Origin of the sequence: Amycolatopsis sp. NPDC004079 (assembly GCF_040610415.1) — a bacterium.
Lineage (GTDB): Bacteria > Actinomycetota > Actinomycetes > Mycobacteriales > Pseudonocardiaceae > Amycolatopsis > Amycolatopsis halotolerans.
Map to the genome: position 1 here is coordinate 1 of NZ_JBEXMH010000129.1, position 11,948 is coordinate 11,948.

Annotated in this window: 13 protein-coding genes; 7 read left to right on the forward strand and 6 right to left on the reverse strand. The window is 70.6% G+C overall.

From position 1 onward, the window contains the following. Nucleotides 1–117 precede the first annotated feature (117 nt). The gene (locus tag ABZX37_RS48385) at nucleotides 118–1,107 is read right to left on the reverse strand and encodes a carbohydrate kinase family protein (protein ID WP_354751100.1); all 990 of its coding nucleotides are present in this window, start codon (nucleotides 1,105–1,107) and stop codon (nucleotides 118–120) included. Nucleotides 1,108–1,261: 154 nt separating this feature from the next. Here ABZX37_RS48385 and ABZX37_RS48390 point away from each other — a divergent pair, with 154 nt between their 5' ends. Further along, a complete protein-coding gene (locus ABZX37_RS48390; RefSeq protein WP_354751101.1) occupies nucleotides 1,262–1,447 on the forward strand; it encodes a hypothetical protein in 186 nt (61 codons plus the stop codon). Between the two features lie 94 nt (nucleotides 1,448–1,541). Here ABZX37_RS48390 and ABZX37_RS48395 read toward each other — a convergent pair whose 3' ends face one another. Beyond that, nucleotides 1,542–1,919 (reverse strand): iron-sulfur cluster assembly accessory protein, encoded by a 378-nt coding sequence (locus tag ABZX37_RS48395; protein WP_116203874.1) that lies wholly within the window; start codon nucleotides 1,917–1,919, stop codon nucleotides 1,542–1,544. A gap of 144 nt (nucleotides 1,920–2,063) precedes the next feature. Between ABZX37_RS48395 and ABZX37_RS48400 the strand changes: the two genes are divergently transcribed. Further along, on the forward strand, nucleotides 2,064–2,723 hold the full coding sequence (locus ABZX37_RS48400) for a DUF3043 domain-containing protein (RefSeq protein WP_354751102.1): 660 nt from the start codon (nucleotides 2,064–2,066) through the stop codon (nucleotides 2,721–2,723). Between the two features lie 252 nt (nucleotides 2,724–2,975). Further along, nucleotides 2,976–3,965, forward strand: a complete 990-nt coding sequence (locus tag ABZX37_RS48405) for an aldo/keto reductase family protein (protein ID WP_354751103.1) — start codon at nucleotides 2,976–2,978, stop codon at nucleotides 3,963–3,965. 93 nt (nucleotides 3,966–4,058) lie between these two features. Here ABZX37_RS48405 and ABZX37_RS48410 read toward each other — a convergent pair whose 3' ends face one another. Beyond that, nucleotides 4,059–4,760 (reverse strand): IspD/TarI family cytidylyltransferase, encoded by a 702-nt coding sequence (locus tag ABZX37_RS48410; protein ID WP_354751104.1) that lies wholly within the window; start codon nucleotides 4,758–4,760, stop codon nucleotides 4,059–4,061. 79 nt (nucleotides 4,761–4,839) lie between these two features. Between ABZX37_RS48410 and cobT the strand changes: the two genes are divergently transcribed. Then, nucleotides 4,840–5,910: a nicotinate-nucleotide--dimethylbenzimidazole phosphoribosyltransferase gene (gene cobT, locus ABZX37_RS48415; RefSeq protein WP_354751105.1), complete on the forward strand. Its 1,071-nt coding sequence runs from the start codon at nucleotides 4,840–4,842 to the stop codon at nucleotides 5,908–5,910. Nucleotides 5,911–5,974: 64 nt separating this feature from the next. On the opposite strand, the gene ABZX37_RS48420 is transcribed toward cobT, so the two are convergent. Next, entirely contained in the window at nucleotides 5,975–7,078 is a 1,104-nt protein-coding gene (locus tag ABZX37_RS48420) for a branched-chain amino acid aminotransferase (RefSeq protein ID WP_354751106.1), read from the reverse strand. A 96-nt stretch (nucleotides 7,079–7,174) separates the two neighbouring features. Here ABZX37_RS48420 and ABZX37_RS48425 point away from each other — a divergent pair, with 96 nt between their 5' ends. Further along, nucleotides 7,175–7,477, forward strand: a complete 303-nt coding sequence (locus ABZX37_RS48425; protein ID WP_354751107.1) for a hypothetical protein — start codon at nucleotides 7,175–7,177, stop codon at nucleotides 7,475–7,477. On the opposite strand, the gene ABZX37_RS48430 is transcribed toward ABZX37_RS48425, so the two are convergent. Continuing rightward, on the reverse strand, nucleotides 7,449–8,102 hold the full coding sequence (locus ABZX37_RS48430; RefSeq protein ID WP_354751108.1) for a DUF402 domain-containing protein: 654 nt from the start codon (nucleotides 8,100–8,102) through the stop codon (nucleotides 7,449–7,451). The two genes, ABZX37_RS48425 and ABZX37_RS48430, sit on opposite strands and share 29 nt — an antisense overlap. Then, on the reverse strand, nucleotides 8,095–8,952 hold the full coding sequence (locus ABZX37_RS48435) for a sulfatase (RefSeq protein WP_354751109.1): 858 nt from the start codon (nucleotides 8,950–8,952) through the stop codon (nucleotides 8,095–8,097). Before ABZX37_RS48435 ends, ABZX37_RS48430 begins: the two co-directional genes overlap by 8 nt. Nucleotides 8,953–9,054: 102 nt before the next feature. Here ABZX37_RS48435 and ABZX37_RS48440 point away from each other — a divergent pair, with 102 nt between their 5' ends. After that, nucleotides 9,055–10,557, forward strand: coding sequence for a leucyl aminopeptidase (locus ABZX37_RS48440; protein ID WP_354751110.1), 1,503 nt, complete (start codon nucleotides 9,055–9,057; stop codon nucleotides 10,555–10,557). A 119-nt stretch (nucleotides 10,558–10,676) separates the two neighbouring features. Then, a complete protein-coding gene (locus ABZX37_RS48445) occupies nucleotides 10,677–11,660 on the forward strand; it encodes an SMI1/KNR4 family protein (protein WP_354751111.1) in 984 nt (327 codons plus the stop codon). Nucleotides 11,661–11,948 lie beyond the last annotated feature (288 nt).

Sequence of the window (11,948 nt, forward strand, 5' to 3'; positions counted from 1 at the left end):
TTGTCAAGGCATCTTTCCCGCCTTGACAAGCACCTCCGCGCCGTCGTCACAATCAAGCTTCGGGGTGCCCCACGCAACCATGGGCGCAATGTCGCCGCCAGGCGACGAGCCGCCCCCTCAAGCAGGCAAAACCGCCGAAATCTCCTCAGCAGCCTCAGGCCCGAACGCCTCCCGAACCCGCCCCAACGCCTCCTCGCGCTCCAAAGTCCACTCCTGCGTCCCCACAGTCTCCAGCACCAGCACAGCGATCAAACACCCCAACTGCGCAGCCCGCTCCAAACTAAGCCCGCCATCAACCGCGGCAAGAAACCCAGCCCGGAACCCGTCCCCGACCCCGGTCGGATCAGCCTTCCCACGCTCCGGCACCGCCCCGATCTGCAGGGCAGTCCCATCCCGCCCAACAATCTCCACGCCCTTCTCCCCCAGCGTGGTAATCCTCAGCCCGACCCGCTCCAGCACATCCGCCTCGGTCCAGCCAGTCTTCTGCAGCAACAACTCCCACTCGTAGTCGTTGCTGAACAGATACTTTGCCCCCTCCACGAACGCCCGCACCTGCGCCCCGTCCATCCGAGCCAGCTGCTGCGAGGGATCAACCGCGAACGTGTACCCGCGCTGACGGCACTCCTGCGCGTGCCGAACCATGCCCTCAGGATCGTCCGGGCTGATCAACACGAGCCCGAGCCCGCCGACCCGGTCCGAGATCGGCCCCAGCTCGATATTCCGAGACTCCGCCATCGCGCCCGCGTAGAACGTCGCGATCTGGCACATGTCCTCGTCGGTGGTGCACACGAAGCGCGCGGTGTGCGCGACCTCGGACACCAGCACGCCGGCGGTGTCCACGCCGTGCCGCTGCAGCCACGACTGGTAGTCCGCCCAGTCCTGACCCACGGCTCCGACGAGCACCGGCTGCACGCCGAGCACGCCGAGGCCGAACGCGATGTTCGCGCCGATGCCGCCGCGGCGCACGACGAGGTCGTCGGCGAGGAAGCTCAACGACACCCGGTGCAGCTGCTCGGCGACGAGCTGCTCGGCGAACCTCCCCGGGAAGTGCATCAGATGGTCTGTCGCGATGCTGCCCGACACGGCGATCCTGGGCTTGTCTGCCACCGGTTCTCCTCACGAGGTGGATGAGCTGTCTTTTCGCGCCCTGACGCAAGTTACCCGCTGGTCATGACCCTTCCGGGTAGTTTCCGCGCCACGTTCCGACACTACCGGCCGGTACTCATTTCCCGTTCAACTCCAGCTGAATAGCGTGACGTTCGTGAACCTCGCGACCGAACCGGAAACGATCGGCGACCTGATCGCCGACTGCGCCCATCTCCCGTCCGCGCTGCGCCCCGAGCAAGCCGCCGACCAGGCCCGGCTGCCCCGGCCGAGGGCCGCGCGGCCGTGGACGGTAGACGACGCCTGCCACGCACAGGTCGCCGACCTCGACGCGTACGTCTGATCCAGCGAACCTCCGCGGCGGGTGAACGAGCCGCGGCCGAAACGAACAACGGGCCCCGGCGCGGATGCGTCGGGGCCCGTTGTCGGCTCTGGGCTCAGTGGAAGCTGTCGCCGCAGGCGCAGGAACCCGTGGCGTTCGGGTTGTCGATCGTGAAGCCCTGCTTCTCGATGGTGTCGACGAAGTCGATCACGGCCTCGGTCACGTAAGGCGCGCTCATCCGGTCCACTGCCACCTGCAGGCCGTCGAAGTCGCGGAACAGGTCGCCGTCGAGCGTGCGCTCGTCGAAGAACAGCTGGTAGCGCAGGCCAGCACAGCCGCCGGGCTGCACGGCGATGCGCAGGTGCATGTCGTCGCGGCCCTCCTGTTCGAGCAGCGCCTTCGCCTTGGCGGCCGCGGCGTCGGTCAACGTCACGCCGTGGGTCTCCTCGGCGGTCTCGGCCGCAGCCGCACCGGTCTGCTCAGCGGTCGTCATGGCACTCCCTCTTTGGTCGAACTCGCTGCGGGTACATCTCGTGTCATACGTACAACACGGGACTCGCCCGATCTGTTCCCCTCCATCGTCGCATATGGAACGACCTGGTGAACAAAGCCGTGACGCCTGCAATACCCTGGTGAGGTGAGGTTCCTGCGCCGAAGCACCACTGACCCCGCCGCCGACGACTCCGCGGCCGAGGCCGCCGCTGTCGATTCCACGGTCACGAGCAAGTCGTACACGCCGGGAAAGGGCAAGGCCACGCCGAAGCGGCGCGAGGCCGAGGGGCGCAAGCGCGGGCCGGTCGCGGCGCCGCCCACCTCCATGCGCGAGGCGATGAAGCGCAACAAAGAGCTGCGCAAGGCCAACCCGGTCAGCAAGGAAGACCGCAAGGAGGCCGCCCGCGTCCGCCGCGAGCGGATGATGTCGGGCGACGACAAGTACCTGCCGCCGCGCGACAAGGGCCCGGTCAAGGCGTACGTCCGCGACCTGGTCGACTCCCGGCGCAACATCCTCGGCCTGTTCATGCCGCTGGCGATCCTGGTGTTCCTCGCGCTGCTGGTCCCCGCGCCGGCGGTGCAGCAGTACATCACCCTGGTCTGCATGGCGATGCTGCTGGTCATGGCCATCGAGGGCTTCGTGAACGGCCGCAAGATCTCGAAGCTGGTCCGGGAACGCTTCCCGAAGGAACCGTCGACGGCCACGCGCGGCGTCGGCTGGTACGCCTTCGTGCGGGCGAGCCAGATCCGCAAGCTGCGGGTTCCGAAGCCGCGGCTGAAGGCCGGGGACCCGATCCCGAACTGAGCCGTGCGGCCGCGTTCGCCTGAACGCGGCCGCGGCACCTCGCACACGATGCACCCTTCGATCGCGGAGCTTGGGCCGGATTTCGGTGCGCGGTCGCTGCCTCGACGCCGGGTTTCGCAGCCTCCGAAGCTCTTTCGCTCGAACCGGATCCCGCGCCGCCAGACGCCGCGACGGACGCGCCGCCCGATCCCGAACTGAGCCGTGCGGCACACAGGTCGTTAGCCTGGCGAACGAAACGTTTACCCTGTGGGCATGGAGTTTCGACGTCTCGGCCGCAGCGGCCTCAACATCAGTGAGATCTCCTACGGCAACTGGCTGACCCACGGGTCCCAGGTCGAGGAGGACCAGGCGCAGGCCTGCATCAAGGCGGCGCTCGACGCAGGCATCACGACCTTCGACACGGCTGACGTCTACGCGAACACCGCCGCCGAATCCGTGCTCGGGCGCGGCCTCAAGGGCCAGCGCCGGGAGAGCCTGGAGATCTTCACCAAGGTCTTCTGGCCCACCGGTCCGAAGGGCCCGAACGACAAGGGCCTCTCGCGCAAGCACATCATCGAGTCGGCCAACGCGTCGCTCAAGCGGCTCGGCACCGACTACGTCGACCTCTACCAGGCGCACCGCTTCGACCGGACGGTGCCGCTGGAAGAGACGATGCAGGCGTTCGCCGACCTGGTCCGCCAGGGCAAGGCGCTCTACATCGGCGTCTCGGAGTGGAACGCCGAGCAGATCTCGCGCGGCGCGGCGCTCGCCCGCGAGCTGAAGATCCCGTTCGTGTCGAACCAGCCGCAGTACTCGATGCTGTGGCGCGTCATCGAGTCGCAGGTCGTGCCCGCTTCCGAGCGCGAGGGCCTGAGCCAGATCGTCTGGTCGCCGGTGGCGCAGGGCGTGCTGACCGGCAAGTACAAGGTGGGCCAGCCGCTGCCCGCCGGTTCGCGCGCGACCGACGAGAACGGCGGCGCGAACATGGTGAAGCGCTTCCTCGACGAGAAGACCCTCACCGCGGTCGCGAAGCTGGAGCCGCTGGCGGCCGACGCCGGGCTGTCGATGGCGCAGCTCGCCGTCGCGTGGGTGCTGCAGAACCCGAACGTCGCGTCGGCGATCATCGGGGCCTCGCGGCCGGAGCAGGTCTACGACAACGTCAAGGCGGCGGGCGTCAAGCTCGAGCCGGAGCTGCTGACCGCGATCGACGAGGCGCTCGGCGACGTCGTGATCAGCGACCCTGCGCTCACCGTCGCCCCCTGATCACCGCAGCTGGGTTCGTCCGTGAAGGGCTCCTTGAGGGAATTAGATTCCCGCAAGGAGCCCTTCACGGACCTCCCGCGGGCCCTGCGGCGATTACGGAGAAGGCCGCAGCAGAAACCGCTCCGCCACCGCGAGGTCGTGCGGATAGGTGATCTTCACGTTCTCCGCGCTGCCGGGCACCCATCGCACCGGCAGCGCGGAGAACCGCTCCATGCACGAGGCCGTGTCCGTGCCGAGAAAGCCTTCCGCGGCAGCCTGTTCGTAAGCCGCCAGCAGCGGTTGCGCCCGGAAGCCCTGCGGGGTCTGCACCCGGATCGCGCCCGGCAACGGGCCCGCCACCTTGTCCGGTCCGGCCATCGAGACCACGTCGTCCGCGGCCAGGCCCGGCACCGCTCCCCCGTCTTCCCGGGTCCGTTCCAGCACCGCGGAGATCAGCTCCGGCGTCACCAGCGGGCGGGCCCCGTCGTGCAGCAGCACGGAATCCACTGTCCCGTCGGCGATCCGCGGCGCGAGATGGCGCAGCGCGTTCAGCTCGGAGGCCTGCCGCGTCGGGCCGCCGGGCACGATCTCGACCGGCGCGGACAGCCCGGCGAGCACTTCCTCGGCCAGCGGCGCGTCCTCGGGCCGGATCACCAGCACCAGCACGCCGATCCCGGCCGCCGCGGCGAACGCGTCCAGCGACCACGCCACCACGCGCCTGCCCGCCACCGGCAGGTAGACCTTGTTCAGCGCGGCCCCGACCCGGGTCCCCGCACCACTGGCCAGCACGACCCCGGCCGCCGTCGATTCCCGCACGCCGACCGACCCTAAGGGCCCCGCCCCGGCGGCGGTAGGTTGGGCCCCGGGACGCCCAGCGGCGAAAGGAAACCTGGCTGTGGACACCGGCGAAACGGGCATCGAGTTCGGCGAGATCGAACCGCCGAGCGACCAGGCCCGGTCGGGCGCGATCGCGCTGCACGACAAGCTCGTCAAACCCGCGGGCTCGCTCGGCAGGCTGGAAGAGCTGGGCGTGTGGATCTCCTCGTGTCAGGGCCAGGCCCCGCCGCGGCCGTTCACCCGGCCGCGCGTCGTCGTGTTCGCCGGCGATCACGGCATCGCGCAGAAGGGCGTCTCGGCGTATCCGCGGGAGGTCACCTCGCAGCTCGTCGGCACCATGCTGACCGGCGGCGCGGCGATCAACGTGCTCGCCGCGGCGGCGGGCGCGGGCGTGCGCGTGGTCGACATGGCCGTGGACACCGAGGAATCCGCGATGCGGTCGATCGGCGAGTTCAAGGTGCGCCGCGGTTCCGGCTCGATCGACGTCGAGGACGCGCTCACCGACGCTGAAGTACGCGCAGCGGTCAACGCCGGCCGGAAGATCGCCGACGCGGAGGTCGACGGCGGTGCCGACCTGCTGATCGCGGGCGACCTGGGCATCGGCAACAGCACCCCGGCGTCGGTGCTGGTCGCGGCGCTGACCGGCAGCGAGCCGGTCGCCGTGGTCGGCCGCGGTTCGGGCATCGACGACAACACCTGGATGCGCAAGGCCGCTGCGGTCCGCGACGCGCTGCGCCGGGCCCGTGCGGTGCTGGCGGACCCGCTCGCGCTGCTGCGGACGTCTTCTGGTGCCGATATCGCCGCGATGGCGGGCTTTCTCGCGCAGGCGGCAGTCCGCCGCACGCCGGTGGTGCTCGACGGCCTGGTCGTCTGCTCCGCCGCGCTCGTCGCCGAAGAACTCGCTCCCGGTGCCCGCCGCTGGTGGATGTCCGGGCAGCTCACCGGCGAACCCGCGCACGCGCTCGCGCTGGAGCAGCTGGACCTCGGCGCGCTGCTCGACCTCGACGTCCGCCTCGGTGAGGGCACCGGCGCGGTCACCGCGCTGCCGCTGCTGATGATGGCCAGCCGCGTGCTCGCGGAAATGACCACGCACGAGCAATCCGGCGTCTCCGGCCCGCTCTCGTCCTGAAAGCCGTGAAGGGCTCCTTGAGGGAATCTGATTCCCTCAAGGAGCCCTTCACGGACGGCTAGCTTCAGCTGAGCGGGGTCATCCAGCCCGCGGGGGCAGGGCGGGTGCCTTCCTGGATCCCGACGAGCTGCTCGCGCAGGCTCATCGTGACCGAGCCCGGCTGCCCGCCGGAGATCGAGAACTCGCCGCCGCCGTGCTTCACGTGGCCGACCGGCGTGATGACCGCCGCCGTGCCGCACGCGAACACCTCGGTCAGCTCGCCCGAGGCGGCCGCCTTCTCCCATTCGTCAGTGGAGATCCGGCGCTCCTCGACCTTGTGCCCGGCGTCCTTCGCCAGCTGCAGCAACGACTTCCGGGTGACGCCCGGCAGCAGCGAACCGGTCAGCTCCGGCGTGGCCACGCGGACGTCGTCGCCCGAGCCGAAGACGAAGAACAGGTTCATCCCGCCCATCTCCTCGACCCAGCGGCGCTCGACCGCGTCGAGCCACACCACCTGGTCGCAGCCCTTCTCGACGGCCTGCGCCTGCGCCACGAAGGACGCCGCGTAGTTGCCCGCGCACTTCGCCGCGCCGGTGCCGCCGGGGGCCGCGCGCACGTATTCAGTGGACAGCCACACGCTGACCGGCTTCACGCCGCCGCTGAAGTACGAGCCGGCCGGCGAGGCGATGACCGCGAAGACGTACTCGTCGGCCGGGCTGTTCACGCCCAGTCCCGCCGAGGTGGAGATCATGAACGGGCGCAGGTACAGGGAATCGCCCTCGCGGGTCGGCACCCAGCGCTCGTCGACGGCGATCAGCTCGCGCAGCGAGTCGACGAAGGTCTCCACCGGCAGCTGCGGCATCGCCAGCCGCTCGGCGGATTCGCGGAACCGCTGCGCGTTGGCGTCCGGCCGGAACGCGGCGATCGTGCCGTCCGGCTGCCGGTAGGCCTTGAGGCCCTCGAAGATGGCCTGCCCGTAGTGCAGCACGGACGTGGCCGGGTCGAGGGAAAACGGTTCGTACGGCCCGACCTTGGCGTCGTGCCAGCCCTTCTCGGTGCTGTAGCGCACGGTGACCATGTGGTCGGTGAAATGCGTGCCGAACCCCGGCTTGGCAAGTACCTCGGCGACGCGTTCAGGACTCGCGGGGCTCGGGTTCGGAACGTGGGTGAACTGCGTCGCTGTGGTCATGCACAAACGATAGCGCTTGGTCGGAAGCACGTTAGTCGGAAGTCCTGTGGTTTTACTCGCCGCACTGCCCCGCGCTCGCAGCGTCACCCCACTACGATGGACGGCGTGAGCACTCAACCAGCACGCCAAGCCGGGCCGGGCGCCGGGCCGGACGTCAAGACCTTCGGCACCGCGGCCCTGCTGACCTTCGGGGCCGGAATGCTCGGGATGGTCGGCTGGGGCCTGCTCTCCAGCGGGTTCGGCTTCTTCCTCGGCCTGGTCGTCGCCGGGTTCGGCATCTACTGGTGGAAGAACCTGCACGGCCAGGTGATCGCCAGGAACGTGCCGACCAAATCGGTGGTGATCCTGCTCGTCGTCAACATCGTGCTGTTCATCGCGCTGGTCCTGCTGGCCCAGTAGGCCGGAGTCCGGCGGGCAGCTCCGGCGCGGGCCAGCCCGGGTCCGGGCGGAAATCGGTGTGCGTGCCGTCGAACGGATACGCGCCCCGCTCGGCCAGCGCGCCCATCCGTTCGCCTTCCGCGCGCAGCGTGTCGAGTTCGGCGGTGGTGAGCCGCCCCGCCTCGACGGCTGCCTCGGCTTCGTCCTCGTCCTTCCACTTCCAGCCCGCGCCCGGCGTCACGACCAGGTCGAGGATGCCGTCGACGCGGTCCGGGCCGGTTTCGGTGCGCCCGCGCGGGATTTCGAGGTTCACGTACCAGTCGCGGAACCGTCCGTCCGCCTCGAAGAACCACCACACCGACGACCAGGCATCGTCGGGAATCAGCCGCAGCGTCGAGGTGCCGTGCCAGATGTCCGGCACCCGCACGCGCGGCTCGCGAAACCGTTGTTCCAGGGGCGCTTCGCGCAGGCTTCGGCCGTCCGCGAGCCTGCTGCCGACGATCGGCGTGCCGATCGGGAGCCAGCCGAGCAGCGTCTCGCCGTCGTCGGAGACCACGCGCAGCGGATGGTGCTGGCCGATGCTGCCGTCCGGGCGGACGAAACGTTCGACGACTGTCTGTCCCGGCGCCCAGCGGTGCTCAGTCATGGACGCCACGGTAGCGACGAATCCGCACCCGCAGCAGCACTTCGACGACCGCGCCGAGCCCGGCCGCGAGCAGCACCGCCGGCAGCGGGACGAACGCCGCGGCGGCCGCTGCCAGCAGTGCGCCGACCGCGACCGGAGCCCCACCGGACGGCGCAAACCGCTGTCGCGCCCCGACGAAAGTCGTGAATGCCGAGGGAAGAGTGGCCAGCACTGCGATCACCGTGAGCAACGGCTGAAGCTGTCCGGCGTCCGCCGCGGAGAGCAGGTCCCGCATCGCTGTCCCGGACAACCCGAGCCGAACCGGACCCAGCTGGAAGAGCGTCACCGCGGTGACGATGACCGCGACCAGGCCCAGAACGATCGCGCGTCCGGTGCTCCGCTCCCCTGGTTCCGGAATCAGGAACGGCAACAGGAACAACGCCGCGACGACGATCGCGGCCGCGTTCGGCGTCCCGAATCCGCCCGTCTGCGATACCGGAGCGACCGCGAGACACATGGCCACCAGCACCGCCGCGGCGACCAGCAGCACGCCCGACACCCACTTGACCAGCAGATCCGGCAACCGGAGCCCGGCGAAGCCCGCCGCGGCGACGAACACGACCAGCGCAGCGGCGGCGTATCCGGGCCGCAGCGGGAAGACGTACGCGCCGAAGGCCTGCGCGAGCACGACAATCTGTGTCAGCCGGGATAATCCGCCGACGATCCGGGCAGCCGGATCGTCGCCGAGCGCGGGCAGCCGGGAAGCCGCGACCGCGGCCAGCGCGGCGAGCACAACCCCGGCGAGCACCCAAAACCCGGCTCCGGCGGCGCCTGCCGCCAGCGTCACCAGGAGTGCTCCCGCGAGCCGCACCGCGATCCCCCTTCCCCCGTCCGGATGGCTTTGTCATTAGCATGGCTCACGATCGACCGGGCAGATCGCCCGGCACCACCGCGACGTCGCGAGGAGCCAGAAGTGACCGTGCCGAAGCTTGCCCTCTCCGAGAACACGGGTGCGGCATTGGGCAAGACCCGCGCCGACGTCGTCGTGATCGGCACCCTCCAGGGCGAGGACGGCCTCGCGCTCGCCGCCGGCTCCGAGGTCGCCGACGCGGCGTTCGACGGCAAGCTCGCCGAGGTGCTGGGCACGCTCGGCGCGTCCGGCAAGGCCGAGGAGATCGTGAAGCTGCCGACGCTGGGCAAGCTGCCCGCGGGCGTCGTGCTGGCCGTCGGCCTCGGCAAGCCGAAGGACGGGGAAATCACCGCCGAGCAGGTGCGCCGCGCGGCCGGTGCCGCGGCCCGCGCGCTGAGCGGCACCGAGCGGGCGTTCGTCACGCTGTCGGCCGTCGACCTGCACGCCGCCACCGAAGGCACCGCGCTGGGCGCGTACGTCTTCACCGAGTACCGCTCGGAGAAGGGCGACGCCCCGCTGGCGAAGGCCGACCTGGTCAGCCCGGCCGAGGGCACCGCGCGCGAGCACAAGGCCACCCTCAAGGCGGCCGGGTTCATCGCCGAATCGGTGATCATCGCCCGCGACCTGATCAACACCCCGCCGAACGACCTCTTCCCGGCGTCCTTCGCGGACCGCGCGAAGAAGCTCGCCGAGGCGAACGGCCTCGAGTTCGAGGTGCTCGACGAGAAGGTCCTCAAGCGCAAGGGCTTCGGCGGCATCCTCGGCGTCGGCGGCGGTTCGTCGCGGCCGCCGCGCCTGCTGCGCGTCAGCTGGAAGCCGGCGAAGGCGAGCAAGAAGGTCGCGCTGGTCGGCAAGGGCATCACCTTCGACTCGGGCGGCATCTCGCTCAAGCCCGCCGCCAACATGGACCACATGACCTCCGACATGTCGGGCGCGGCCGCCGTGCTCGCGTCGGTCGTGCTGGCCGCGAAGCTGAAGTACCCGCTCGAGGTCACCGCGCACATCCCGCTCGCGGAGAACCTGCCCTCGGCGACCTCCTACCGCCCCGGCGACGTCCTCACCATGTACGGCGGCAAGACCGTCGAGGTGCTCAACACCGACGCCGAGGGACGGCTCGTGCTGGCCGACGCGATCGTGCGCGCCGCCGAGGAGAACCCGGACTACCTGATCGAGACCGCCACGCTGACCGGCGCGCAGGTGGTCGCGCTGGGCAACCGGATCTCCGGCGTGATGGGCTCGGACGAGTTCCGCGACCGGGTCGCGGGCATCATGCAGGCCACCGGCGAAGGCGGCTGGGCCATGCCGCTGCCCGACGAACTGCGCGGCGACCTCGACTCGCGGCTCGCGGACATCGCGAACGTCACCGGCCAGCGCTGGGCGGGCATGCTCGTCGCGGGCGTCTTCCTGCGCGAGTTCGTGCCCGCGGACCTGCCGTGGGTGCACCTCGACGTCGCGGGCCCGGCCTTCAACTCCGGCGGCCCGTGGGGCTACACCGGCAAGGGCGGCACCGGCGTCCCGGTCCGCACCATCGCCGCGGTGCTGGCGGACATCGCCGACCAGGGCTGACCCGCTCACGCCCGAATGCCACATTGGGTGCGCCCAGCGCACCCAATGTGGCATTCGGTGCGTCAGATGCACCCAATGTGGCATTGGGGCCGGCCAAGCCGTGTGGCACGCTCGCGTTCATGCAGCGCGACGACTACCTCGAAACCGCCGTCCGCGACGTGCTCACCGCCGACGAGGCCGCCGCGGACCGCCGGATCGGCCACGCCGCGCTCCTTCTGGCGACCGCAGGCGCGTCCGGCGCCGCGGATCGCCTTGTCACGCAATGGCACGCAGTAACCGGACGCCCGACGTCCGTGCTCGCCGACGACGCCGTGCGCGCCCGCGCCTGGGCGATGCTCTTCGAGGCCCGCGGCGACCGTCCACAATGGGCGGATGCCCTCATCCCGCTCGACCTGGACGCGGAAGAGCAAGCCCACCAAGCACTTCTCGCCCGCCGAGCGTCCGATTTGGACGGTCTCTTCGACGGTTCGCCCGTCGCCGGGGTGGTCTCCGCGATCGCCCCGGAACGACCGGATCCGGTGCGCGACGCACTGGCCGCCGCCGACCTCGACGCGTGGGCCGCGCTGGTGGAAAACCACCCGAACCCGGACGTCGCGACGCTCGCCGCCACCCGCCCGCTCGCCGCCCGGCTGGCCGCCGGCGCGGACCCGCTCGGCCTCGGCACGGAGTGGCCGGACCAGTGCGCGGGCGCGCTGATCGCCGCGCTGCGCGAACGCCATCCGACCGGCCCGGGCAGCCTGCCGGAACTGGTCGACGCGATCCTCCGGCTGCGCGGACAACGCGCCCCCGCCCCGGTGTCGCAAGCCGACCTGGCCGCGGCTGAACACCGCCTCGGCTTCCGCCTGCCCGACGAATACCGAGAGTTCCTGGCGATCACGGACGGATTGCCCGCGGACGTGGTGTTCCCGCGCCTGCTGCCCGCCCGCGAACTGCGCGCCAACGGCACCGTCGTGATCGTCTCCGACCCCGCCACGGTCCTGCTCACGCACACCGGCGACAGCTGGCGAGCGGTCGAGGTCGACCTCACCTACGGCAGCACCGCGCACGACTCGTTCCGCGCATTGCTGGAACACCATCACCGGCTGCTGGAAGCGAGTGCGTGACTCACCCACCCGCTGAAGTCCGTGAGGGGAACCCTCACGAACCCAGATTCCCTCAGGGTTCCCCTCACGACCACCGCCCGCCGCGATGCGCCCCAATGCCACGTTGGGGCGCTAGCCCCCAGCAGCCGCCAACCGCACCGACGCACTCAACGATCGAGGCACCCAGCCCCTCCCCCGCACTCCGATACGAAGCCGCCCTGCGGTTCGGGGGTGCTTGTCAAGGCATCTTTCCCGCCTTGACAAGCACCCCCCAGCCCGACGCACCCTGGGGGGGGGGGGGGCCGCGGT